This is a genomic window from Nonomuraea sp. 3N208 (assembly GCF_052245935.1).
Taxonomy (GTDB): domain Bacteria; phylum Actinomycetota; class Actinomycetes; order Streptosporangiales; family Streptosporangiaceae; genus Nonomuraea.
The window spans coordinates 150347-173904 of record NZ_JBQQBR010000014.1 but is presented as its reverse complement, the minus strand read 5'-3'; the positions used below and the strand labels follow the sequence as shown (position 1 = coordinate 173904).

The following is a 23558-nucleotide window of genomic DNA, read 5'->3' as shown; positions in this document are numbered from 1 at the left end:
CCCGGAACCGCAGCCAGTCCTGCCGCGTGGTCAGTCAGGAAGGTGAGGTCCTCTTCGATCACATAGATTTCCCCGCCCGGCGGCAGCACCTCGTGCACGGCCCGCAGGACGCCCGCGGGGTTGGAGACGTGCTGCAGCAGAACCGGAGGATGCAGCCGTCGAAACGGCCACGGGCCAGAAAGCTTGCCTCAGCCCGCGGGTGGCGCACTCCCCTTCGGACTCGGCGTCACAGCCAATCATGCTTGGCCGCGTGCCAGACGAGCTGGAGCCTGGTCTCCACACCAGCCAGACGGGTGAGCTGGCGCACACGCCTCTGCACGGTCCTATGACTGAGGCCGAACTGCTTGCCGATCGCGCGATCGGTGTACCCGGCGATGATAAGAGAAAGCAGCCGCCGATCCTCTGGGCCGAGCGTGTTTTCGGTCGCGGGGAAGGGCACTGCACCTGCCCACACGGTTTCGAACACCCAGTTGAGTACGCCCAGCAAGGTGCCCGACGTGATCACCAGGGCGGCAGGTTCAACACTGGCCGACATCAATGGTACGAATGCCGCCCGCCCATCGAAGATCATCAGTTTGGTGGGAACGTCGATCGCGATACGCATCAGCTCGCCATTGGCGGCCGACCAGGCCAGCTGGTACGGATCGCCGGGCACGTCGATCATCGTGCGCTCATACACGGTCCGGTAGACAATGCCGGAGGCCATGGCCGCCCGCTGAGCCTGGTTGTCGGCCGAGATCACGATCGGCTCCTTGGCCAGGCTCTTGACCTCCTCCTGGGCCGCGCGTTGCAGGTGCTGCCAGCGAGCCATGACCTCGGCAGCGCCGATCACGACCTCCACCGCCTCACGGGCGTCACGCAGGGCGGAACGCTCGCGATACTCCTCCATGAGAGTGGCTATGAACGTCTGCACCCGCTGCATCTCTCCGTGGCGGCGCAGCAGCCCGGGTCCGAAGGCGACGTCCGGCTGTACGGCGTGCAGCCGGTTGCCGGCCCGCCGGATGAACCCCTCCTTGACCAGGTGATCAACGGCTACGGAAACCGTCTCGGCGGGGCGCCCCAGGCGCTCTGAGAGGTCGCTCTCGTCGCTCGCGGGCAGGCGGAGCAGGGCGAGATAGGCGTTTTCCTCCAGGTCATTAAGACCGAAAGTGTGTAACAAGAATCAAACCTCCCTTTCTATCGAGCCTTGCGGGTCTATTTACCTGACGTATTGCCGCCGTGTCGCTGATACGTCACGAGAACTCCGTTGATCCATAAACGACCTTGCCTGACTATCACTGTCAGATGATCTCGCACCCACGTGATCATCGGATAGTTCGAGCCCCCTCAAGGAGCACTGTGGATCGAAACACCAGGCGATGGCGCACGACCATCGCCGGCATCCTCGCGGCCGTGGCCTTACCCCTGGCCGCGGGACCGGCCCTCGCCAACGACGACCCGCCCGACGCCGTTCAGGCGAAGACGGAGGCCGAAGTCCTTCGGCAGCTCGACAAGGAGGACAAGGCCGTCTACTGGGTGCGTCTGAAGGACCAGGCCAACCTCCTAACCGCCCAGCAGGCCACCGACAAGGTCGCCAAGGCCGAGGCGGTCTATGCGGCCAAGACACAGACGGCCGAGCTCACCCAGAAGAACCTGATCGCCCTGCTCGACCAGGAGCAGGCCGAGTACGAATCGTTCTGGATCGTCAACATGGTCAAGGTCATCGGCGACACCGCGACGCTCGAGCGGATCGCCGAACTGCCCGAGGTCGCCGCCATCGAGGCCGACGACGAGATCGCGATCGACATGCCCGAGCCGGGCAAGGACGAGCCCTCGGTCAACGCCGTCGAGTGGAACATCAGCGCCGTCAACGCGCCCAGGGTGTGGACCGAACTCGGAGTCAAGGGCGAAGGCATCGTCGTCGCCAACCTCGACTCGGGCGTCGACTACACCCACCCGGCGGTCAAGTCCAAGTACCGGGGCCTGAACGCGGACGGCTCCTACAGCCACGCGTACAACTTCTTCGACGCCACTGGCCTGTGCACCGGCGGCGTCCCCTGTGACAACAACGGCCACGGCACCCACACCATGGGCACCATGGTGGGCGAGGACGGCGCCAACCAGATCGGCGTGGCGCCCGGCGCCAAGTGGATCGCGACCAAGGGCTGCGGCTCCAGCAGCTGTGCCCGTGAGCACCTGCTGGCCGCGGGCCAGTGGATCGCCGCGCCCACGGACGCCAACGGGCAGAACCCCCGCCCCGACCTCGCCCCCGACGCGGTCAACAACTCCTGGGGCGCCGACACGGTGGATCTGTGGTACACGCAGATCGTCGACTCGTGGGTCGCCGCCGGGATCTTCCCGTCCTTCGCCATCGGCAATGCCGGATCCTCCTGCGGCACCGCGGGCAGCCCCGGCGTCTACCAGCAGAGCTACGCCAGCGGCGGGTTCGACAGCGCAGGCAACGTCTACACCTCCTCCTCGCGCGGCCCCGGCATCAATGGCGACATCAAGCCGGACATCTCGGCCCCCGCGGTGAATGTCCGTTCCAGCCTGCCCGGCGGCGGCTACGGGTCCAAAACCGGCACCTCCATGGCGACACCGCACACGACCGCCACGGTGGCGCTGATCTGGTCCTACTCTCCCGCGTTGCGCGGCAACCTGGCCGAGACCCGGGCCCTGCTCGACCAGACGGCCCTCGACGTCAACAACGTCACCTGCGGCGGCACAGCAGCGGACAACAATGTCTGGGGCCAGGGCAAGCTCGACACCTACGCGGCCGTCTCCATGGCGCCGCACGGCCCGACCGGCATTCTGGCCGGCAAGGCCACCTCGGGAGGCGAGCCCCTCTCCGGCGTGACGCTGAACATCGAGGGTCCGATCAAGCGCTCGGTGGTCACCGGCGCCGACGGCACCTACGAGTCCAAGAACCTTTCCGTGGGCGACTACACGATCACGGCGATCAAGTTCGGTTACGAGACAGCGACGATGACCGCGACCGTCCTTGAAAACGAGACGGTCACCAAGGACATCGCACTGACGGCCGCCCCCTCGGGCAAGGTGAGTGGCACGGTCAGGAGCCGGGCCGGGGTCGCGGCCGGCGCCGCCATCACGGTGACGGGAACCCCGGTCACCGCGACCACCGACGACGAGGGCAAGTACGACCTGACCCTGCCACTGGGCGACTACAGCCTGGAGCTCGCCTCGCCCGACCTCTGCGCTGCGGACGCGACCAAGGCGATCTCGGTCACCGGTGACATCACCGCCGACGTCAATCTGGCCGACCGGATCGACTCCTACGGCTACACCTGCACGGCAGGCGAGGAGCCCTGGGTCGAGGGCACCGACCCGGTCACCCTGACCGGTGACAGCACCACCGCCACCTTCACCCTGCCGTTCACCTTCAACCTGTACGGCACGCCGTACACCTCCGGGCGGATCGGCGTCAACGGCGGCATCGTGTTCAACGGCACCACGCTGGGCAGCACCAACGTCACCATCCCCGCAACCGGCACGCCGAACGCCGCGCTCTACGCCCTGTGGGACGACCTCTACCTGGACGCGGACTCGGGGGTCTACACCCGGGTCACCGGCACCAGCCCGCGCAGGACGTACGTGGTGGAGTACCGCAACGCCGCTTTCTACAATCCCCGCACGTCCCGGCTGTCCTTCGAGGTGCTGCTGGGTGAGGACGGCTCGATCGGCTTCCGCTACAAGGACATCGACCCGACGGTCAGCCGGGAGACCGGGGACCAGGCCACCATCGGCATCGAGAACCACACCGGCACCGTCGCCTTCCAGTACTCGCTGAACAAGCCCGTCCTGTCCGAAGGGCTGAGCATCGACTTCAAGCCCACCAAGACCGGCATCCTGTACGGCTCGGTCACCGACGCCAACGACGGCGAGGCCGTCGCGGGTGCCACAGTGACCGTGAAGTCGGGTGAGACGGTGGCCGGCACCGTGACGACCCTCGCCGACGGCACCTACGCCGCCCAGTACCCAGCCGGGGACTACCAGGTCGAACTGGCGGCGCCGCACTACGAGAGCACGACCAAGACGGTGACCCTTGAGGGCGCCGGGGTGGCTGAGGGCTCTGCCACGCTGCGCACCGGCGCGGTGGCGGCCTCGCTCGACAGCCTCGAGGTGGTGGTCCCGGTCGCGCAGACGAGGACCAGGACACTGGAACTCAGCAACCCAGGCCTGGGCACCGCCTTCACCGTCGAGGGCGCCACCCCGTGGCTGACCCTCACCCCGGCCACCGGGAACCTGGCAACCGGCGGCACGACCACGCTGACATTCGGGATCGACACCTCCGCCGCCGAGCGGGGCACGATCCTGGAGACCACCCTGGTGGTCACGTCGGAAAGCGGCAGGACACCGACGATCAGCATTCCGGTCAAGGTCATCGTCCCGGCCTACCAGGCCGCCATCGACTCGGCCTCGAACACCTCCAGCGTGGACGCGGCCGGTGACACCTGGTACCAGGATCGGGCCTACACCACCACCACCGGGGTCGGCTACCTCGGCAGCACCTCCACCAAGTCCACCAGCCGCACCATCGCGGGCACCGACAACCAGATGACGTACCGCACCAATCGGCAAGGCATGTACGAGTACCGGTTCGACAACGTGCCGAACGGCACCTACACCGTCGAGCTGGGCTTCGCCGAGGTTGAGAGCACCAAGGCCAACAAGCGCGTCTTCGACGTCCTGATCGAGGACGCCGAGGTACTGCCCAACCTCGACATCGCGCTGAAGGTGGGCACCTACACCGCGCATACGCGGACCTTCACCACCGAGGTGACCGACGGCCAGCTCAATGTCCGTTTCGTCAGCAGCGCGGGCAAGCCGCTGGTCAACGCGATCAGGGTGACCGAGCGCTCCGACAAGTAAGTCCTGATCAGTGATTGGCCGGGGTCCCGTCCGGGGCCCCGGCCTCCTCCTGTGCCCCGCGCGGCCCTGGAGCGAGGGGATCTGGTCGCTCATCTGCGGGCCGATGGCATGGGTCGGGCCGTACAGTTCGATACCCAGCGACATCGGGCTCATCGGGTGGCCGCCCCTTGGCCGGGTCGACCCGCTTGAGGGAGTCCAGCACGGACAAGGCCCGATCCAAGAAGTCCTTGAAGCCATTGTCCCAGGCGCGCAGATCGGCGATGAGTCGATCTCCGGCTTGGCCTTTGAGCGCACCGCCATCGACCAGGCGAACGAGCGCGATCACGTCGTTGGCGTGCTGATCGCGCAATCGTTCGAACTGACGCCGGGCAGTCGCCTCTCTGACCGTGGGTGGATGGCGGGTATCACTCTGGGTGGATGTGCGGGGAGCCGGCTGTTCCTACGATGAGCGGGTGGTGGTGACTCCCCGCTGGCTGTTACCGGCCGGCCTCGGGCTGCTGATGCTGCTAGTTGGGTTGTCGTGGGTGCAAACGATCACGCGTGGCTGCGACTGCGTCTGGCCGTTCGCCGGAGGGGCCGCCCTTATCGTTGTCTGTCTCGTCATCGTGCGTGCGGGGCCAGGCCGTCCCGCCGAGGTGGCCGCTCTCCTGGCTCCTGCGGCCATAGCAGCGCTCACGGGGCTCGCGGTCAACAGCATCGGCTGGTTCATTCTGGTGCTCTACATCGCGTTCGTCGCGCTGACCCTGCGGCTCTGGCCGGGCATCGTCATCTGGCTCGCCTCGCTTTCCGTGGTGGTCACGGCGGCGTTCACTTCGCCCGACCCCGGGTGGCCGAACTGGCTGGCCGCCGTGACCCTCGTCTTCTGGAGCGGCTGGGCCGCGCGTTACCGCATTGAGGTGGGCGAGCGGTTGCACCGGGCGGAGAGCGCCGCCACCGCTGCCGCCGCCCTGGCCGAGCGGCAGCGGCTCGCCGCCGATCTGCACGACATCGTCGCGCACACGCTCGCCGTGACGGTGCTGCATCTGGGCGGTGTACGGCTGGCGCTCGAGCACGATCCCAAGGAAGCAGCGGCGGGGATCGCCGAGGCCGAGCGCCTCGCCCGGCAGAGCATGGCGGAGCTGCGAAGGGTGGTCAGTGTCCTTGCCGAGGAAGGCTCCGATCCTGCCGTGGTCGCTCCCCAGCCCACCGCGCCCCGGCTTCCCGAGCTCTTCGAGGAATACCGGACGGCGGGTCTGGAACTCGAGTCGAGCGTCGACGGTGAGCTGTCGGCGGTGAGCCCGACGACCGGGATGGTGCTCTACCGGCTCTTGCAGGAGGCACTGGCCAACGCGAGCCGCCACGCTCCGCGGTGTTCCGTCGAGGTACGGCTGCGCATATCGGAGGAAGGTGCTGTGCGGGCCACGGTCACCAATCCATTGCCCGACCGCCCACCTCGGCACAATAGCGGCATGGGACTTCGCGCGATGGCCGACAGAGTGCGCATGGTCGGTGGCCACGTCACTGCCGGCCCCGAGAACGGCCGGTGGGTCGTGCGGACGGAGCTGCCGGCATGATCTCGGTGGTGCTCGTCGACGACCAGGAGCTCGCCAGGGCAGGGCTGCGAACGATCCTGCGCCAGCCGTACGGATTCGACGTGGTCGGTGAGGCGGCCGACGGCCAGGCCGCGCTGGCGGAGGTCGCGCGCGTCCGGCCCGACGCCGTGGTCATGGATATTCGCATGCCGCGGATGGACGGAGTCGAGGCCACCCGTGCGTTACTCGCCGCGGATCCGGCGTCCCGCATCCTGGTGCTGACCACGTTCGGTGAGGACAGCGTTCTCGCGGCAGCTCTGCGGGCGGGCGCGTCAGGATTCTGCCTCAAAGACGCTCCGGCCGAGGACATCCAGCGTGCCGTCCGGGCGGTGGCGGCAGGCGACGGCTGGCTGGATCCCGCCGTCTGCGGGCGGGTCCTGCGACGTTATCGCACAGATCCGGTGACCGACCCCGACGCGGTTCGGCGGCTCGGCGACCTCACCTCTCGCGAGCTCGACGTGCTCAAGCTCATCGGCCGAGGGCTCACGAACGCCGAGATCGCCCGTCATCTCGTGGTCGGCGAGGGCACGATCAAGACCCACGTCGGCCGGATCTTCACGAAGCTGGCGGTGCGCGACCGGGCCGCCGCGGTCGTCTTCGCGTTCGACCACGGCGTGGTCCGCCCTGGGGAGCCACCGCCTATGCCTGGGGTCTGACTCCACGTTCTGTTCCCGGCCAGACGACAGGGAGCGGCCCATCGGAAACCGTGGAGGCATGCTTCTTCAAACCCCCCGTCTTCAGATCACCGCTCCCTCGCTCCCGGCCTTCGCCTGGCGGACCATCGCTTCCATCGCGGGCGTCGTCGTAGTCACTTTGCTGATGCTGAGCCCGTGGTACGGCTACCACCGCGACGAGCTCTACTTCCGCATGCTCGGTCAGTCTCCCGCCTGGGGGTACTTCGACCAGCCTCCACTGACCCCGCTTCTGGCGCGGCTGTCCACGGAGCTGTTCGGGGACACCATCGTCGGGCTGCGGGTCGTCCCTGCGCTGTGCGCGGGACTGCTGATCCTGATCGGTGCCGCGATCACGCGGGAGCTCGGCGGTCGCAGAAACGCGCAGACGCTCGCCGCCGCCGGCCTCGGCACCGGGATGTTCCCCCTGCTCGCCGGACACACCCTGCTGACCCAATCGGCCGACTTCGTGTTCTGGACGGCCTGCCTCCTGTTCGTGCTCCGTGCCCTGCTGCGCGGCGACGGACGATGGTGGGTGGCGGCCGGCGCCATCGCGGGAGCCGCCACGTTCAACAAGCACCTCATCGTCCTGCTGATCACCGGGCTGGCCACCGGCCTGCTCATCACCGTCGGATTGGCAGTGAAGGGGCCGCGCGCCGTCTTCAGCGACAGATGGTTCTGGTCCGGCGCGTTCCTGGCCGCTGTCATCGCCTCTCCGAATCTTCTCTACCAGGCCGCCAACGGCTGGCCTCAGCTCACCATGGCTGCCACGCTCAGCGAACCCGTGAATCGGATCATGTTCGTGCCCATGCTGGTGGCGCTGCTCAGCATGGGAGCGTTCGTGATCGCCGTCGTCGGGTGGCTCTGGCTGCGTCGGCGGCAGGAGACCCGGCCACTGACGATCGCGACTCTGGTGACGATCCTGCTCGGGCTGGTGTCAGGAGGACGGGCGGACTATGTCGCCGGCAGCCTGATCTTCGCCTTCGTGGCCGGCTGCGTGCCCACCACCGCGTGGATGGAGAGCCGGGTCGCCCGGCGCCGGATGGTGTGGTGGGGACTGCTCGGCAGCTCGGTCATCGGGATCGCCGTGGCGCTGCCGCTGCTCCCACTCGCGGCGCTCGGTTCCTCACCCAACGAGGTGTCCAGGGAGTCGGTGGGCTGGACGCAGTTCGTCGCCCAGGTGGCCGGGGTGCACCGGGCGCTGCCTTCGGGGACGATCGTGCTCACCTCCAACTATGGCGAGGCCGGCGCACTGGACCGGTTCGCACCGGACATTCCCGTCTACAGCGGCCACAACGAGCTGTGGCACCAAGGGCCGCCGCCAGAAACGGCGCAGACGGTAGTCGCCGTCGGGCTGCCGCCCGAGCGTCTGCGGCAACGCTTCGCGCTCTGTGAATCCGCCGGGGTCATCGATCACGGCACCGGAGTCGCGAACGAAGAGCAGGGCCTGCCCATCACGGTCTGCTCAGGACCGCGGACTCCGTGGATGACCGCCTGGCCCGACTTTCAGCACGCGAGCTGAGGAACGAGCATGAACACCGTCTTGGTCATCACGCCGACCTATAACGAACGAGACAACCTCCCCGGCATCGTCGGCAGGATCCGCGCAGCCGCACCCGCCGCCCACATTCTCGTCGTCGACGACAACAGCCCGGACGGGACGGGCCTGATCGCAGACAGGCTCGCGTCCGAACTCGACGGCGTGCACGTCCTGCATCGGGAACGCAAGGCAGGGCTGGGCGCCGCGTACCTGGCGGGCTTCCGCTGGGGACTCGCCCGGGGGTTCGACATGCTGGTGGAGATCGATGCCGACGGCTCACATCCGCCTGAGCGGCTCCCCGCCTTGCTGCACGCGGCGGAGCACGCCGACCTTGTCGTCGGCTCGCGCTGGGCGCCTGGCGGCCGCGTGGCGAACTGGCCACGGAGACGGGAACTGCTTTCACGGCTGGCGAACCGTTATGTACGGCTGGCGCTCCGCCTCCCCGTCGCCGACGCCACGGGCGGGTTCCGCGTCTACCGGGCCGCCGCACTCGAGAAGATCCTTCTCGGCGGCGTGGAGTCGCGGGGTTACTGCTTCCAGGTGGATCTCACGCTGCGAGCCGTACGTCACGGATTCACGGTGGCGGAGGTGCCGATCACCTTCGTCGACCGTACGGCCGGCGCGAGCAAGATGAGCGTTGGTGTCCTCTTCGAGGCGCTCTGGCGGGTGACCATATGGGCACTGGTCACTGAGCGCGGTGGTAGCGGCGCCGCTGGGCGGCCCACGGCGGGGGCGGTGGGGCGAACCCTCCCGGGTGGGAAGACTGGCCCTGCCGTACTGGGGGCACTGAAGGAGTGCTTACTGCACAGGGCAGTACATGAAGGAGAGGGATGGCAGCGCCGTGACTGACGATGTCACGCCCCGCGCGGGCGAGATGATCTGGATGCACAACACCTGGATGCGGTATGTCGCGACGGCCGCGGACACCGACGGCCGGCTGGCGGTGCTCGAGCAGCGCCTCAGCCCGGCCGGTGACCCGCCCCGCCACGTGCACGCCAACGAGGACGAGGCGTTCTACGTCCTCGACGGGCGGCTGGCGGCCACCATCGGCGATGACACCACGGTCAGCGCCGGGCCGGGGGAGTTCGTGTTCCTGCCCCGGGGAATTCCGCACAGCCTGCACGTTCAGACCGATGAGGTCCGTTGCCTGGTGCTGCTCACCCCGGCCGGGTTTGAGCGGTTCTTCGCCGCCATCGGCCGGCCCGCCCCCGGCAATGAGCTGCCCGAGCCCGCCGCCCCCGACGTGGCGGCGGTCGCCGCCGCGGCGGCCCGCTACGGTGTCACCGTTCTGCCGCCCGGCTGACCAAGCCCGAAGGTCGTGTGCAGGGGTTCGAGTGCCGTCCATGAGCATCCGGGCGGTCCAGGCCCAGCCGTCGGCGTCCCGCGATTTCCGAAGCCATGCCGTACAAGACGCCCGCGCAGTGCCAAGGGCCGTGGAGTGGATGGGACTCGGGCGGGGCTAGGCGTACCCTGACAGCGGCCGCACCGCCTGGATCGGCCGGCGCTGCGGGCTTCTGTCGCACCTTCGTCCCTGACAGCCGCTTCGAGGAGGCATCCCGGTGGATCTGGACCGATTCTTGGCCGAACTCGCAGACTGGTCCGACCAGCACGACGTTTCCGTGGAAACCCATCGTTACGGGCCTCTTCCTGACCACGAAGCCGATCTGCGGCTCCCTCCCGGTGCATCGCCACGCGGTCTCGTCGTGGTGATCCACGGCGGATTCTGGCGCTCCCGGTTCGGGCGCGAGACGACCCGGGCGCTCTGCGCCGACCTCGCCTTGCGGGGGTGGGCGAGCTGGAACGTGGAGTACCGGCGGCTGGGCACCGGTGGAGGCGTGCCCGCGACACTCGACGACGTGGCGGCAGCCCTCCGGCACCTTGACGAGGTGGGGCCGCCCGGCGACGGACCGGTCGTGCTGCTCGGGCACTCGGCCGGCGGCCAGCTCGCGTTGTGGGCGGCCGGGACGCGGCCGGTCGCCGCCGCCGTGTCGCTCGGCGGCGTCTGCGATCTGACCGAGGCGGCGCGTCTGGGGGTGGGAGACGGTGCGGCGCTCGAGTTCGTCGGCGGCGCGCCTGAGCAGCGGTCCGAGCTCTACGACCTGGCCGACCCGGCGCGCCGCCTCCCGAGCGGGTCTCCGACGCTCATTGTCCACGGCACCGATGACGATCGGGTCCCGGCAGAGCTCAGTCGCCGGTACGTGAAGGCCGCACAGGCGGCCGGGGATCCCTGCCACCTGCTCGAGCTGCGAGACGTCGGCCATTTCGAGGTGATCGACCCGCGGACCGCGGCCTGGTCGGCGATCGTCCAGAGGCTCGAGGCCTTGGTCAAGGGTGGGTGACGGCTCAGAGCGTCACCGCCCCCGCGACGAGATCGTCGAAGTGCTCCAGTTCCTCGGCCGGGCGGTCGATCCCACGCAGCGGGCCGTGGTCGACGAGGTGGGCGTCGGCATAGAGGCGGGCCACCAGAGCCTTGCGGTCGCCGTGGCCTGCGCGCTGCTCCCAGCCCGCCTGCTCCAGCAGCAGGGCTGCGGCGTAGACGTCCGCCATGAGCTGGGCCAGCGGGAACAGCCGGGCCTCGGCGGCCGAGGGCTCCAGCGAGGACCAAGCGGTGATCGCCTTGCGGAGATCCTCGATCCGTTCCCGCACGAGGTCTCCGGAGCCGGGCGGGGCCTGGTCGACGGCCGCTTCGAGCCGGTCGAGGAACGGCTCGTGGGCGTTCTCGCGCACCATCGCCCGCCGTACGTCCAGGCACAGGATGTTGTCGCCGCCCTCCCAGATGGGGTTGACCTGGGCGTCGCGCAGCAGCCTGGCGACCGGCCACTGCTCGATGTAGCCGTTGCCGCCGTGCACCTCGATCGCGTCGCTGGCGGCCGTCACGCCGAGCCGGGCCGCGCGCAGCTTGATCAGGGCGGGCGCCAGGCGCAGCCGGGGGCCGGCGTGGCCGTCGAAGACGAGCGCCTGCGCGGCTTCGACCTCGACGATCAGCTCGGCGAGCTTGCGGCGCATGAGCGGCTGGTCGATGAGCGGCCGGCCGAACGCCTCGCGGGCGCGGGCGTAGCAGATCGACTCCACCAGCGCGCGCCTGGCCACGCCGAGGCCCATCATGGCCACGCCGAGCCTGGAGGCGTTGGTGAGCTTCATCATCGTCCCCAGCCCTGACCCGGAGCCCTGCCCGGCCAGCAGGAACGCCTCCGCGTCGGTGAACTCGACCTCGGCCGAGGCGACCGAGCGGGTGCCGAGCTTGTCCTTGAGCCGCCTGATCCGCACCCCGTTGCGGCTGCCGTCCCGCCGTTCCCACAGGACCAGGAACGGCGCCACGGTCCCCTCGGGCAGCCGGGCGAGCACCACGAACGCGGACCCGTTGGCGTTGGAGGCGAACCACTTGAAGCCGGACAGCAGCCAGGAGTCTCCGGACAGCACGGCCGCGGCCTCCAGGGCCGCCAGGTCCGAACCGCCCGTTCGCTCGGTGAACATCTGAGCGGCCTCGCCGGAGTAGAAGCCGTCCGCGAAGATCTCCCGCACCCGATCGCGTACGTCCGGCGGCGCGTGCTTCTCGGCCAGCTGCACCACCATGTCGCCACCCGTGCCGAGCGCGCAGCCCATCCCGATGTCGGCCTGGTCGAGCAGATACGTCCACGCCGCGGCGAGCGCCGCCGGATCCGCCCCATGGGCCCGGGCCTCTTCCGCGAACGACGGCGCGGTGAAGTTGTCCACCATGAGCGCCTGCCGGGCGGCCTGGAACGACGGTGGCATGACGACTTGGCTGACGTCCCTGCCCCACTTGTCGTACTTCTCCAGCCGCGGCGGATGGCGGTCGGTCTCCTCCGCACACTCGGCCACCAGCCCGCCCATGAGCGCGCCCAGCCTGTCGAGATGCGGCTCGGCCCAGGCGTAGCCCTCGCCCAGGTGCCGCCGCATGAGCAGGTGCAGCGTGGGATCGCAGGCCCACCAGTTGCGCCCGGTCGCGCCCTGGTAGAGCTCGGTGGCGTAGCGGTCGCTGCGGTCGAAAGGTTCTACGAGATAGCGCCCCATGTCTGCGAGTGTTACATATAATCGACACGCGATGGAAGAGCGTAATAACACCTTGAGTGCGCGATCGGCCGTCTTGAGCGCGCTGCTGGGCCACCATCCCCCGCGTCTGCCGGCCCGCCATCTCGTACGCATCGGGGCGTTGTTCGGCATCGCCGAGGGCACCGTGCGCGTCGCGCTGTCCCGCATGGTGGCGGCGGGGGACCTGATTCAGGAAGATCGCTTCTACACGCTGTCCGAGCGGCTCGTCGAGCGTCAGGTCAGGCAGGATGAGAGCCGCGACCCGCACACCAGGCCGTGGGACGGCGTCTGGGAGGTGGCCGTCGTCACCGCGGAGCGGCGAGCGCCCGCCGACCGGGCCGCGTTCCGGCACGCGATGACCACGTTGCGCCTGGCCGAGCTACGCGAGGGCACCTGGCTGCGGCCCGCCAACCTGGTGCGCGAGTGGCCGGAGAGCGTCACCGCGCAGTGCACGCGCATCGACGGCCGCCCGCACCGCGATCCCACTCCCCTGCTGTGGGACCTCGACGGCTGGGCGGCCGAGGCCCGGAGGCTGGAGCGGGAGCTGGAGCGCGCCGACGGGCTGGCCGAGGGTTTCCTGGTGTCGGCGGCGGTGCTGCGCCACCTGCTGGCCGACCCGTTGCTGCCGGAGGAACTGCTGCCGGTCGGATGGCCGGGCGCGGAGCTGCGGGCCCTTTACGACGACTTCGACGCCCGCTACCGCGAGGTCCTGCTCCGCCATCTCAAGGACTGACCCGAGGATCACCCTCAGAGACTGACCCCGAGGACCATCTCAGAGACTGACCCCGAGGATCACCTCAAAGACCGACCCCGAAGATCACCCGCTTGTTCCTGAACTCGGTGACGCTCCACAGCTTGCCGTCCTGCACGGTGAGGTCCTCGGGCCCGATCGGGAACGGCCTGGTCTGCAGCTTCTTGTCGGCGTAGACGAGCAGCTTGCCGTTGGTGGTCGCGTTGGCCGCCTGGCTGAGGTACCACTTCCCGCCGTGCGAGATCGCGCCCTGGATCTTGGGGTGTCCCATCACGAAGGCCTCGTTGGGCTCGCCGCCGGAGAGGGCGAGGTCCCAGTGCGCCACCCAGCCGCCGGGATCGTTCTCCCGGTACTCGCCCGTGATCAGCTGCGGCGTGCCGCCGCTGCGATCGATCGACACGAACGAGAAGTGCGGCCCGTCCGGCCCTGCCTGCGCGACTCGCCAGAAGTCGCTCTGCGGGACCACGTAGCGGTAGCCGAAGGCGTGGAACTTGCCGTCGTGCCGCCCGATCAGCTTGGCGTCGCCCAAGTCGTTCTGCGCGGTCCGCAGGTCGAGCAGGTTGTTCAGGTCGAAGACGCGCAGCCCTCTGACCGTGTCGGCGACGTAGAGCAGGTCGCCGTCGAGCGCGATGCCGCCCGCATGGATGTTGATCGGCGCGTACGAGCCGTCCGGCTTCGCCGCCACCAGCAACGCGTGCTGGTACTTCAGCGTGCGCGGGCTCAGGAACGACACCCTGATCCCCCGCTCACCCGCCTCGGGCTTGAAGTACCAGCTCGCCACGAACACCGGCACCCCGATGGAGCCGGACTCCTCTCCGCAGGTCAGGCCCTGCGGATACCAGTCGGCGGTGTCCTGGTCCTTGGCGTCGAAGGCGTACCACTCGGCCGGCCTGGGCTTCATGGAGCCGAGCGCGCCGGCGGCCCCCCGGCGGGCCGCGGTCCTGTTGGCCTGCGCCAGCAGCGCTTCTACGGCGGTGCTGCCGATGTCCTGCGCGAGCTTGGCCGCCCCGTCGGCCAGGTCACCTGTCGCCCTGTTCAGGGCGTACGGCGCCTTCTCGGTGGGAGCCATCCCCGTTTCCGCCATATCTCCCTCACCTTTCCCGTTCCTTTACCTAGTGTGACGGAACGGGAAAGGCAATGGTTGCCGTCAGCGCCACAAATGCACCGGAAGACCGGACAACGCCAGCTCGCGATAGCGTCGCACGAGTCTCTCCCGGTCGCCGCCGAAGCGCGCCAGCGCCTCCCGCTGCCACACCGACCCCGTGCGGCGCAGCCGGGTCCGCTGCTCGATGACGCCCAGCGCGCGGTCGGCGTCGCTCGGCGTCACCCCGGCTCCGAGCAGCCCCGCCCGCGCCTCGGGCAGCAGGGTGAGCACCAGGTCCGCGGCACCGAACTCGCCGTCCGCCCCTGGCCAGGACAGCTTGGCGTCCAGCCCGTGCATGGCGGCCCGGTAGAAGTTCTGGTACGCCTCCGCGAACCGGTAACCGGTCAGGTCCCGCTCGGCCTGCGACAACGTCAGCCCGAGCAGGAAGGCCGTGTTGGCGGCCATGTCCGCGCACGAGGGTCCGGCCGGCAGCGCCCGCATCTCGATCCGCAGATGCCCGCCCTCGGCCGGGTCGTAGACGGGCCGGTTCCACTGCCAGATCGTGCCCTGGTGCAGCCGCAGCTCGGGCACCTCGTACGGCTCGGCGTCGTCGTGCAGGTCGGGCACGATCGGCTCGTAGTCGCGCACGTACCGCTCGAACAGCTCGTGCGCCCCCTCACGCACCCAGTCGGAGCCGAACGTGACCCGCCCGTCCCTGCGCCCCCACCGCTCCACGTCCCGGTCGTCGGCGGCCTCCTCCATCAGCGCGATCCGCGTCTCCTCCCACAACTGCCTGCCCAGGAAGAACGGCGAGTTGCCGCACGCGGCCAGGACCGGGCCGATGGCGAGCTGGGCGGCGTTGAACAGCCGGGCGAACCGTTCGGGCGGCGTGCGGATGTGCACCTGCCACGAGGTGTTGGCGGCCTCGAGGATCACGTCCTCGACCGACAGCTCCAGCTCGTCGATCTTGACCAGGAACGGCTCCAGCCGCAGCCGCCTCATGCCCCTGCTCAGGGCCCGATAGCGGTTCTGGTCGCTCATGGCGTTGACCGTGAAGTCCTCGGTGCCGAGGGTGGGCAGGATGCCGATGGGCAGCGCGCCCCCGCCGTCGACCGCGCCGTCCACCTTCGTCATCGTCTCCTGGACCTCGCCGCTCATCACCTCGAACGGCCTGCCCTCCAGCGGCGTCGGGGTCAGGTTGACCTCGACGTTGTATCGGCCCAGCTCCAGCACCACACGGGAGTCGGCGAGAGCCTCCAGCACCTGGGTGTTGCGCGGCAGCGGGCGGCCGCGCTCGTCTATGAGGAACAGCTCCAGCTCGGCCCCGATCGTGACCGGGCCCGCGCCGAAGCCGGGGGTGGCGAGCAGCTCGCGCAGGACGCCGAGCTGCTCCTGGAGGCGTTCACCGAAGCGGACGTACTCCGCCTCGGTAAATCGCTCCTTATCCAGATCTCGTCCCATCACCCCCTTCTCTCCTCTTTGTCAGGCTTGACACCTCACCAAGAGACCACCCCGGCATCCTCCAGGTAGCCGCCAGTGGGACCGCTCTCGTCGAGCGTCGCCAGCCGCACGGCGATCGCCGCACCCTGCTCGGCGGTACGGAAGCCGGCGTGGCCGTTGAGGTCGGTGGCGCAGTAGCCGGGGTTGGCGGCGTTCACCTTGATCGACGTGTCCTTGAGCTCCCTGGCGTAGAGGACGGTGATCATGTTGAGCGCGCTCTTGGAGGAGTTGTACGCGAGGAAGGTGGCTTCCGCGAAGGGGCTGTCCGGGTCCGCGGCCATGGTCAGCGAGCCCAGCTCGCTCGACATGTTCACGATCCGGCCGGCCGGCGAGGTGCGAAGCAGCGGCAGCATGGCGTTCGTCACGGTGACGACGCCGAACACGTTCGTCTCGTAGACGTCCCTGAGCGCCCCCGCCGAGGCCGTGCTGGGCACCACCTGACTGAGGTCGCCGGCGATCCCGGCGTTGTTGACCAGGATGTCGAGCGTGCCGTACTCCTGCTCGATCCACTTCGCGGCAGCCGCCACGCTGTCCTCGTCGGTCACGTCGACCCGCACGTACGGCAGCCCGAGCCGCTCAGCGGCGGCCCGCCCGCGCTCCTCGTCGCGAGCTCCCACGATCGCGGTGACGCCCTGCTCCGCGAGCAGCCGCGCGATCTCGTAACCGATTCCCTTGTTGGCACCCGTAATGAGAGCGATCTTCGTCATGTCTCCACATTCGCCCAGGCCGGAGGGGCGCGGGAGAGACCTGGAAAGGCTGGTATCAGCGGTACCACCCACAACCCGCCTGTCATGACGGAGTATGAGGACATGAACCGCGACCAACTCGCCGAATTCCTCCGCAGCAGGCGCGCCCGCGTCACCCCGGCCGACGTGGGCCTGCCCAACGGCGAGCGCCGCCGCACGCCGGGCCTGCGCAGACAGGAGATCGCGCAGCTCGCGGGCATGTCGATCGACTACTACATCCGGCTCGAGCAGGGCCGCGGCCCGCACCCGTCGAGGCAGGTGCTCAACGCGCTGGCCAGGGCGCTCATGCTGACCCAGGACGAGCGCGCCTATCTGTTCGACCTGGCCGGACAACCGCTGGAGGCGCCGGCGATCAGGGATGACGTGCCCGGCGGCGTGCTGCACCTGCTGGCGTTCCTGGAGGAGGTGCCCACCTACGTCCTCAATGCCCGCTACGACATCCTCGCCTGGAACCCCATGGCCAACGTTCTCATGGGCGACCTCGACAGCCAGCCGCTCGAGAACAGGAACGTGATCCGCTGGGTCTTCATGTCCCCCGACATCGCCGAGCACCTCAACGACGAGGAGAAGGGCCGCTTCGCCCGCGCCTCGGTCGCCGACCTGCGCGCCGCCGTCGGCCGCTACCCCGAGGACCGCAGGATGCGCGCGCTGGTCACCGAGATGCTGGCGCTCAGCCCCGAGTTCGCCGCACTGTGGTCCAGGCACGAGGTCGAGATCCGCAGGGAGCAGCGCAAGCGCATCACCCACCCGGTCGTCGGCGTGATCGACGCGATCTGCCAGGTCATGCCGGTGCCCGACCGCGACGACCTCCGCCTCGTGCTCTACACGACCGAACCCGGCTCCCCCTCGCACCAGGCCCTGCGCGAGCTGCGGCAACTGACCCTAAGCTGATCAGACAACCGCCGTGGAGATCCCCGCGTTCAGGCGGGGGAGGAGGCGGCGTACGGTCCGCATGATTCCTTTTGAAGGGCGTATGCGTAGCCGTCCGCTCGATGCAAGAGGCGCGGGGCAGGCGCAGGCGGGGGAAGCCGTGCTTGTCGGTTCGGGTGCGGGCGTGGGTGCCGCGGCCTGCGCATGCAGCGACCAGCACCGGGGACACGATTTCGGTGATGGTGTCGAGCTTGCCAACGGCCAGGGCGTCGAGGGTGTGGGTCTTAGGCAGATGATTGCGGGTGCGGTTCCACTTCGTCCGGCCTCCAGAGGCCACGCGGGTGGGCAGACGGGCGTCGAGTTCCCGCCACAGCGCCCAGCGGGTGGACTGCACGGCAGCGGCGTCCTTAAGCGGAGCCTTCGCATGGGCCAGGATCGTGGCCAGCAGTTCCGGTTTGCCCACAAGGAACTCTCTGATTGGCCGATTGGACTTCGCCTCATTGCACGGCACACAGGCCAGGGTCAGGTTTGCACCCGATCGGTTCCGCCGCGGCTACGGGGGTGGATGTGGTCGATGTTCAACGGAACCCCGCTAGCGCCGCAGTAGGCACACCGCCGCCCCCACTTGGCCAGCAGGTACTCGCGGACCTCGGTTCCGTGCAACGTGCCGTACTGGTACTCAACGCCTTCCAAGGGCTTCCCGGCGGTAATGGCGTGGGTGTCGAAGGCGACCCGCTCCACGTGCACCGCTCGCACGGGTGCCCAGCGGGCCAGCCGGTCGATCCATGAGACAGTGGTGACCACGCGGTGGCGCAGGGAGGGCGGAAGCCACCCCTCGGGGCGGGTGCGGTTGGAGAAGCGCGGCTTGCGATAGCGCAGGTTCCGGCTACGGCGACCGCGCCGGAAGGCGGCCCGCTGCTGCATCTTCTTGCGTATGGCCGCGCCGCGGTGGCCGAGCTGGATGGCGAACCTGGCGCGGCGCTCGGCAGCACGGGCGGTGAACAGCGCGATACCGGTGTTCTGGGAGCCGGGGTCAACCCCCAACTCCACCCCGTCGATCTCGCTTCCGTCAGTGGTGCGATCTTTGAGGCGGTGTGCCGGTGGACAATCGCCCTTCCCTTCTTGAGTAGCTTGCGGGCCCGCGCCCGAGTGCAGGGCTGTAGTGGACGCCCGTGCTTGTCAAGCACGAACACATACGGGTGGCACTCACGTGCCGCCTCCCGAACCTCGCGGTCCGGGGTGACGCCCCCGGCGGCAGGTGAACCGCCGGAGATCTCCTCTCGCACACGTCCCGCGCCGGGTACCGCCTGGCGGCAGCCCTCGACCCCCGTTTCGTCCCTGATCCCGGGGTTGTCTGCTGAGCCGAGTTCCAGAGCAGGCTGCTGAGGAAGCACAGCCTGGTGGGTCTGCTGTCCTGCGCGAAACGTAGCCAACGTCGGTCACCTCCCGTTCGATGTTGGCTGGTGCTGGTAACACGCGGGCTTTCCGTCATCTCGGCGGAAAGCCCCGCTTTTACGGGGGATCCGGTTACCTTCGGCGGCGAGCTCGATGTGCGACGTGTTAGCGAGCCGCAGCTGCACTACCGACGGCGGCCGTCCTGCTTGGGGGCGGCACGGCACCTTCCATCGAACACCTCCTGTCACAGGTAGGTCACCCATCGCACACACTACTGTCTGCAACCGCGCTTTTCCATACTGTTTTCGAAGAGAGGGACTGCCTTCCGCCTATCCGCTTCCTGCATGAGGGCCCGACTCAACGCGGTGCATGGGTGCGACTTCGCGTCAACGTGCGCATCTATCAGATCAGCTGACCCGGAATACTGCGCTTGAGGCGCTCCGATAGTGAGGCGATCGACCTGATCTCCCGGTCATACCAGTGCCGGGCCGTAACGATCTCCCCTGGGCCACCTATGCGGCGAACCCGGTTCACCCTCTCAGCAGTCCTTCTGCGACCTGCGGCAACTGACTCGAAAGCTAGGCTTATGAGATGCGAGCGGTTGCGTTTGAAATCTTCGGGGGCGAGCTCGATGTGCGCGAGCTACCCGACCCCGCCCCAGCCCTGCACGGAGCGGTGATCAGGGTCGAGGCGACAGGGCTATGCCGCTCCGACTGGCACGGCTGGCAGGGGCACGATCCCGACATCAAGGCGCTGCCCCACGTGCCGGGGCACGAGTTCGCGGGCGTGGTGGAGTCCGTCGGCTCCGACGTCCGCGGGTGGCGGGCCGGGGCGCGCGTGACCGTGCCGTTCATCTGCGCCTGCGGGGTGTGCGCGTCCTGCGCCGCCGGCGAGCAACAGGTGTGCGAGCGGCAGACGCAGCCGGGCTTCACCCACTGGGGCTCCTTCGCCGAGTACGTCGCCATCGACCACGCCGACGTCAACCTGATCGCGATTCCCGAGGACATGGCCTTCGCCACGGCGGCCGGGCTTGGCTGCCGCTTCGCCACCGCGTTCCGCGCCGTGGCCCAGGTGGGCGAGGTGCGCCCGGGCGAGTGGGTGGCGGTGCACGGCTGCGGCGGCGTGGGACTGTCGGCCGTGATGATCGCGACGGCGGCCGGCGCGCGCGTGGTGGCCGTCGACATCAGCAGCGACGCCCTGCGCCTGGCCGAGCTGGCGGGCGCCACGCATTTCGTCAACGGCTCGGCCGGCGACGCGGCGGCCCAGGTCAGGGAGCTGACCAGGGGCGGCGCGCACGTGTCCATAGACGCGCTGGGCAGCCCGGCGACGTGCGCCGCCTCCATCGAGAGCCTGCGCCGCAGGGGCCGGCACGTCCAGGTCGGGCTGCTGCCCGGCGGGGCGACGCCGGTGCCGATGGACCGGGTGATCGGTCATGAGCTGCGGTTGCTGGGCAGCCATGGCATGGCCGCGCACGCGTACCCGCCGATGCTGGAAATGATCAGGGGCGGGATCCTGCACCCCGATCAGCTTGTCACCCGGAGGATCGGACTCGCCGACACCGGCAAGGCTCTGGCCTCGATCGGCTCGGTGCCGGGCGTCACGATGATCACTCCCCAGACGCCGCACTGAACGTCCCCGGCCGCGACTGACCCCGTGCCGCGTTGTCCCCGTGATGCACCCCTATGGTGAGCCGTATGGAGTACACACGACTTGGTGACACGGGTTTGAAGGTCTCGCGGGTGTGCCTGGGCATGATGAGCTACGGCGATCCGGCCAGGCAGGAGTGGGCGCTGCCGCAGGACCAGGCCGAGCCGATCGTCCGCAGGGCGGCCGACGCGGGCGTGACGTTCTACGACACCGCCGACGTCTACAGCCGCGGCGCGAGCGAGGTCGTGACCGGAAACGTGCTGCGCGGGATCTTCTCCAGGCGCGAGGACTACGTGCTGGCGACCAAGGTCTATTTCCCAATGAGCAGGGGCGTCAACGACCGCGGCCTGTCCCGCAAACACATCGTCGCCTCCATCGACGCCTCGCTCGACCGGCTGGGCACAGATTATGTGGACCTTTACCAGATCCACCGGTGGGACGACGAGACCCCCATCGAGGAGACCATGGAGGCGCTGCACGACGTGGTCAAGGCGGGCAAGGCCCGCTACATCGGAGCGTCGAGCATGTGGGCCTGGCAGTTCGCCAAGGCGCAGCAGGTGGCCGAGCGCAACGGGTGGACGAGGTTCGTCTCGATGCAGAACCACTACAACCTCCTCTACCGAGAGGAGGAACGCGAGATGTTGCCGCTCTGCCTCGACCAGGGCGTAGGCGTGATTCCGTGGAGCCCGCTGGCGCGGGGTGTGCTGGCACGGGCCGGGTCGGCGGCAACGACGACCAGGGCGGGGTCGGACGAGCGCATCGACGCCCTGTACGACCCGGAGAACGACAAGCTGATCCTGGACCGGGTGGCGCAGGTGGCGGCCGAGCGGGAGCTGCCGGCCGCGCAGGTCGCCCTTGCCTGGCTGCTGCACCAGCCGGCCGTCACCGCGCCGATCGTCGGCGCCACGAAGGATCGGCACGTCGACGACGCTGTGGCGGCGGTTGACGTGTCGTTGTCGGAGGCGGAGCTGGCGTTCTTGGGCGAGCCGTACCGGCCGCGCGAGGTGCGGTTCTGACCATCCCGGATTGTCGGTCCCAGACCCTAGGGTTAGGGCATGCGGGCAAATGAGGAGGCGGCGTCGGCGCTGCAGGAATACGCGGAGTTGTTCGCGCTCAGCGGCGGCGACGCCTTCCGGGTGCGGAGCTACCAGAAGGCGGCCAAGGCCATCGCCGGGTTCCCCGAGGACATCTCGGTCGTCGACGTGCGCAACGTCCCCGGCGTCGGCGAGGCGATCGCCAAGAAGATGGAGGAGTTCCTGCAGCGCGGGAGCTTCCGGCAGCTCGACGACCTGCGGGGGCGCGTCCCCGATGGGGTGCGCAGGCTGACGCGGGTGCCGACTCTGGGCCCCAAGACGGCGATCATGCTGTTCGAGGACTACGGCATCGACTCCACCGACGCGCTGCGTGAGGCGATCTCCTCCGGCCGCCTCGACGGCGTCAAGGGCCTCGGCCCCAAGACCCTGGCCAACCTGCTCAAGGGCATCGAGCAGCTCGAGCAGTCCGGCCGCCGGGTGCACATCGGCGTGGCCATGTCGCTGGCCGAGCAGGTGATGGCGTCACTCTCCGCCGAGCGGGTCGCGTACGCGGGATCGCTGCGGCGGATGAAGGACACGATCGGCGACATCGACATCCTCGCGGTCGCGCCCGAGTCGATCATGGAGGAGTTCCGCGCCCAGCCTTACGTCGCCGACGTCATCGCGGCGGGCGACAAGAAGACCTCGATCCGCACCACGTCCGGCATCCAGGTGGACCTGCGCGTGGTCCCGGCCGCGTCATGGGGCGCGGCCATGCAGTATTTCACCGGCTCCAAGGAGCACAACGTCGCCATCAGGGAGATGGCGGTGAAGAAGGGATGGAAGCTCTCGGAGTACGCGTTGTTCGAGGGCGAGCGGGTGATCGCCGCCGAGTCCGAGGAGGACATCTACGCCGCGCTCGGCATGCAGTTCGTGCCGCCGCCGATGCGGGAGGACGGCGGCGAGGTCAAGGCCGCGCTCCGGGGCGAGCTGCCCGCGCTCGTGGAGCTGGCCGATCTCAAGGGCGACCTGCACACGCACACCAATCTCACGGACGGGATCGCGTCGCTGGAGGACATGGTGGCGGCCGGGCACGCCCGCGGCTACGCCTACTATGCGGTCACCGACCACGCGCCGGACCTGGCGATGCAGCGGATGACGCTGGACAAGGCGCTGGAGCAGCGGGGGCAGGTCGCCGAGCTCCAGCAGAAATATCCGGACATGCGCCTCCTGCACGGCACCGAGCTCAACATCGCCCCCGACGGGTCGGTGGACTGGCCCGGGGAGATCCTGCGGGAGTTCGACGTGTGCGTGGCCTCGGTGCACTCCCATTTCGGGATGTCACGGGACGAGATGACCCGCCGCTTCATCGCCGCCTGCGAAAACCCGTACGTGGACATCATCGGGCACCCGACGACGCGGAAGATCGGCAAACGGGCGGCGGTGGACGCCGACTGGGACGCCGTCTTCCGGGCCGCGGCACGCACGGGCACCGCGATGGAGATCGACTCGTTCCCTGACCGGTCCGATCTGCCGTCGGATCTGGTGCGGCTGGCCAAGCACCACGGGGTGAAGTTCTCGATCGACAGCGACTCGCACGCGATCCCGCACCTGGCGAACCAGCGGTTCGGGATCGGGATCGCGCAGCGGGCGTGGTTGACGACGGACGACGTCATCAACACCTGGCCTCTGGACCGGCTCCAGGCATTCCTGGGCCGCTGACCCGTCCCCGCTGGGGCGTTTCACGCTTTCCCCGCCTCTGCTCCCGGAAGGCAGGTCGGTTCTCGCTTCCCGCGTCCCTCGCCACTCTTGCCGGAGGACCCGCGGCGGATGGCGGCGTGCCGGTGCTGA

20 protein-coding genes and 2 pseudogenes are annotated in these 23558 nt (G+C 69.1%); 14 read left to right on the top strand and 8 right to left on the bottom strand.

The genetic code is table 11. The annotated features are described in order from the left end of the window. Window positions 1-226: 226 nt before the first annotated feature. Window positions 227-889, bottom strand: coding sequence for a hypothetical protein (locus ACTWPT_RS22595; RefSeq protein WP_443179499.1), 663 nt, complete (start codon window positions 887-889; stop codon window positions 227-229). 39 nt (window positions 890-928) lie between these two features. Here ACTWPT_RS22595 and ACTWPT_RS22590 point away from each other — a divergent pair, with 39 nt between their 5' ends. Then, window positions 929-1072, top strand: coding sequence for a hypothetical protein (locus ACTWPT_RS22590; protein WP_443179498.1), 144 nt, complete (start codon window positions 929-931; stop codon window positions 1070-1072). Here the strand turns inward: ACTWPT_RS22590 and ACTWPT_RS22585 are convergent. Further along, a pseudogene (locus ACTWPT_RS22585) lies at window positions 1049-1159 on the bottom strand (helix-turn-helix domain-containing protein); the annotation flags it as partial. The gene ACTWPT_RS22590 and the pseudogene ACTWPT_RS22585 sit on opposite strands and share 24 nt — an antisense overlap. A 179-nt stretch (window positions 1160-1338) precedes the next feature. On the opposite strand from ACTWPT_RS22585, the gene ACTWPT_RS22580 reads away from it, so the two are divergent. The 8 genes from ACTWPT_RS22580 (at window position 1339) to ACTWPT_RS22545 (ending at window position 10990) form a co-directional block, all read left to right on the top strand. Next, the gene (locus ACTWPT_RS22580) at window positions 1339-4869 is read left to right on the top strand and encodes a S8 family serine peptidase (RefSeq protein ID WP_443179418.1); all 3531 of its coding nucleotides are present in this window, start codon (window positions 1339-1341) and stop codon (window positions 4867-4869) included. Between the two features lie 103 nt (window positions 4870-4972). After that, window positions 4973-5317 (top strand): hypothetical protein, encoded by a 345-nt coding sequence (locus tag ACTWPT_RS22575; RefSeq protein ID WP_443179417.1) that lies wholly within the window; start codon window positions 4973-4975, stop codon window positions 5315-5317. A gap of 4 nt (window positions 5318-5321) precedes the next feature. After that, window positions 5322-6422 (top strand): sensor histidine kinase, encoded by a 1101-nt coding sequence (locus ACTWPT_RS22570; protein ID WP_443179416.1) that lies wholly within the window; start codon window positions 5322-5324, stop codon window positions 6420-6422. Then, window positions 6419-7096, top strand: coding sequence for a response regulator (locus ACTWPT_RS22565; RefSeq protein ID WP_443179415.1), 678 nt, complete (start codon window positions 6419-6421; stop codon window positions 7094-7096). Before ACTWPT_RS22570 ends, ACTWPT_RS22565 begins: the two co-directional genes overlap by 4 nt. 58 nt (window positions 7097-7154) lie before the next feature. Continuing rightward, a complete protein-coding gene (locus tag ACTWPT_RS22560; protein WP_443179414.1) occupies window positions 7155-8633 on the top strand; it encodes an ArnT family glycosyltransferase in 1479 nt (492 codons plus the stop codon). Between the two features lie 9 nt (window positions 8634-8642). After that, window positions 8643-9500: a polyprenol monophosphomannose synthase gene (locus ACTWPT_RS22555; protein ID WP_443179413.1), complete on the top strand. Its 858-nt coding sequence runs from the start codon at window positions 8643-8645 to the stop codon at window positions 9498-9500. Then, window positions 9493-9954 carry a cupin domain-containing protein gene (locus tag ACTWPT_RS22550; RefSeq protein ID WP_443179412.1) on the top strand — a complete coding sequence of 154 codons (462 nt, stop codon included), beginning with the start codon at window positions 9493-9495 and terminating at the stop codon, window positions 9952-9954. Before ACTWPT_RS22555 ends, ACTWPT_RS22550 begins: the two co-directional genes overlap by 8 nt. A gap of 256 nt (window positions 9955-10210) precedes the next feature. Beyond that, complete coding sequence (locus tag ACTWPT_RS22545) at window positions 10211-10990, top strand: alpha/beta hydrolase family protein (protein WP_443179411.1); 780 nt, start codon at window positions 10211-10213, stop codon at window positions 10988-10990. Window positions 10991-10994: 4 nt separating this feature from the next. Here the strand turns inward: ACTWPT_RS22545 and ACTWPT_RS22540 are convergent, their stop codons facing one another. Then, window positions 10995-12683 (bottom strand): acyl-CoA dehydrogenase family protein, encoded by a 1689-nt coding sequence (locus ACTWPT_RS22540; RefSeq protein WP_443179410.1) that lies wholly within the window; start codon window positions 12681-12683, stop codon window positions 10995-10997. Between the two features lie 52 nt (window positions 12684-12735). Here ACTWPT_RS22540 and ACTWPT_RS22535 point away from each other — a divergent pair, with 52 nt between their 5' ends. After that, the gene (locus ACTWPT_RS22535; RefSeq protein ID WP_443179409.1) at window positions 12736-13434 is read left to right on the top strand and encodes a PaaX family transcriptional regulator C-terminal domain-containing protein; all 699 of its coding nucleotides are present in this window, start codon (window positions 12736-12738) and stop codon (window positions 13432-13434) included. A gap of 64 nt (window positions 13435-13498) precedes the next feature. Here ACTWPT_RS22535 and ACTWPT_RS22530 read toward each other — a convergent pair whose 3' ends face one another. From ACTWPT_RS22530 to ACTWPT_RS22520, 3 genes are all read right to left on the bottom strand, one after another. Beyond that, window positions 13499-14536 (bottom strand): hypothetical protein, encoded by a 1038-nt coding sequence (locus ACTWPT_RS22530; protein ID WP_443179408.1) that lies wholly within the window; start codon window positions 14534-14536, stop codon window positions 13499-13501. A gap of 63 nt (window positions 14537-14599) precedes the next feature. Further along, a complete protein-coding gene (locus ACTWPT_RS22525; protein WP_443179407.1) occupies window positions 14600-15997 on the bottom strand; it encodes a glutamate--cysteine ligase in 1398 nt (465 codons plus the stop codon). 35 nt (window positions 15998-16032) lie between these two features. Next, window positions 16033-16743, bottom strand: a complete 711-nt coding sequence (locus ACTWPT_RS22520; RefSeq protein WP_443179406.1) for an SDR family oxidoreductase — start codon at window positions 16741-16743, stop codon at window positions 16033-16035. Between the two features lie 84 nt (window positions 16744-16827). On the opposite strand from ACTWPT_RS22520, the gene ACTWPT_RS22515 reads away from it, so the two are divergent. After that, window positions 16828-17673 (top strand): helix-turn-helix transcriptional regulator, encoded by an 846-nt coding sequence (locus tag ACTWPT_RS22515; protein ID WP_443179405.1) that lies wholly within the window; start codon window positions 16828-16830, stop codon window positions 17671-17673. 501 nt (window positions 17674-18174) lie between these two features. On the opposite strand, the gene ACTWPT_RS22510 is transcribed toward ACTWPT_RS22515, so the two are convergent. Next, window positions 18175-18234: a hypothetical protein gene (locus ACTWPT_RS22510; protein WP_443179494.1), complete on the bottom strand. Its 60-nt coding sequence runs from the start codon at window positions 18232-18234 to the stop codon at window positions 18175-18177. A gap of 6 nt (window positions 18235-18240) precedes the next feature. After that, window positions 18241-18839, bottom strand: a pseudogene (iscB, locus tag ACTWPT_RS22505) (RNA-guided endonuclease IscB); the annotation flags it as partial. A 799-nt stretch (window positions 18840-19638) separates the two neighbouring features. Here iscB and ACTWPT_RS22500 point away from each other — a divergent pair. The 3 genes from ACTWPT_RS22500 to polX all read left to right on the top strand — a co-directional run bounded on the left by ACTWPT_RS22500 (window position 19639) and on the right by polX (window position 23429). Further along, window positions 19639-20676, top strand: coding sequence for a zinc-dependent alcohol dehydrogenase family protein (locus ACTWPT_RS22500; protein ID WP_443179404.1), 1038 nt, complete (start codon window positions 19639-19641; stop codon window positions 20674-20676). 65 nt (window positions 20677-20741) lie between these two features. Continuing rightward, on the top strand, window positions 20742-21710 hold the full coding sequence (locus tag ACTWPT_RS22495) for an aldo/keto reductase (protein ID WP_443179403.1): 969 nt from the start codon (window positions 20742-20744) through the stop codon (window positions 21708-21710). A gap of 39 nt (window positions 21711-21749) precedes the next feature. Then, window positions 21750-23429 carry a DNA polymerase/3'-5' exonuclease PolX gene (polX, locus tag ACTWPT_RS22490; protein WP_443179402.1) on the top strand — a complete coding sequence of 560 codons (1680 nt, stop codon included), beginning with the start codon at window positions 21750-21752 and terminating at the stop codon, window positions 23427-23429. The last annotated feature ends 129 nt before the right edge of the window (window positions 23430-23558 follow it).

Bases quoted from the DNA above. Each gene is read 5' to 3' on its own strand.
- ACTWPT_RS22595 (WP_443179499.1), bottom strand. From the start codon at position 889: ATGGAGGAGTATCGCGAGCGTTCCGCCCTGCGTGACGCCCGTGAGGCG.
- ACTWPT_RS22575 (WP_443179417.1), top strand. From the start codon at position 4,973: ATGGCATGGGTCGGGCCGTACAGTTCGATACCCAGCGACATCGGGCTC.
- ACTWPT_RS22565 (WP_443179415.1), top strand. From the start codon at position 6,419: ATGATCTCGGTGGTGCTCGTCGACGACCAGGAGCTCGCCAGGGCAGGG.
- ACTWPT_RS22560 (WP_443179414.1), top strand. From the start codon at position 7,155: ATGCTTCTTCAAACCCCCCGTCTTCAGATCACCGCTCCCTCGCTCCCG.
- ACTWPT_RS22555 (WP_443179413.1), top strand. From the start codon at position 8,643: ATGAACACCGTCTTGGTCATCACGCCGACCTATAACGAACGAGACAAC.
- ACTWPT_RS22540 (WP_443179410.1), bottom strand. From the start codon at position 12,683: ATGGGGCGCTATCTCGTAGAACCTTTCGACCGCAGCGACCGCTACGCC.
- ACTWPT_RS22530 (WP_443179408.1), bottom strand. From the start codon at position 14,536: ATGGCGGAAACGGGGATGGCTCCCACCGAGAAGGCGCCGTACGCCCTG.
- ACTWPT_RS22525 (WP_443179407.1), bottom strand. From the start codon at position 15,997: ATGGGACGAGATCTGGATAAGGAGCGATTTACCGAGGCGGAGTACGTC.
- ACTWPT_RS22520 (WP_443179406.1), bottom strand. From the start codon at position 16,743: ATGACGAAGATCGCTCTCATTACGGGTGCCAACAAGGGAATCGGTTAC.
- ACTWPT_RS22515 (WP_443179405.1), top strand. From the start codon at position 16,828: ATGACGGAGTATGAGGACATGAACCGCGACCAACTCGCCGAATTCCTC.
- ACTWPT_RS22500 (WP_443179404.1), top strand. From the start codon at position 19,639: ATGCGAGCGGTTGCGTTTGAAATCTTCGGGGGCGAGCTCGATGTGCGC.
- ACTWPT_RS22495 (WP_443179403.1), top strand. From the start codon at position 20,742: ATGGAGTACACACGACTTGGTGACACGGGTTTGAAGGTCTCGCGGGTG.
- polX (WP_443179402.1), top strand. From the start codon at position 21,750: ATGCGGGCAAATGAGGAGGCGGCGTCGGCGCTGCAGGAATACGCGGAG.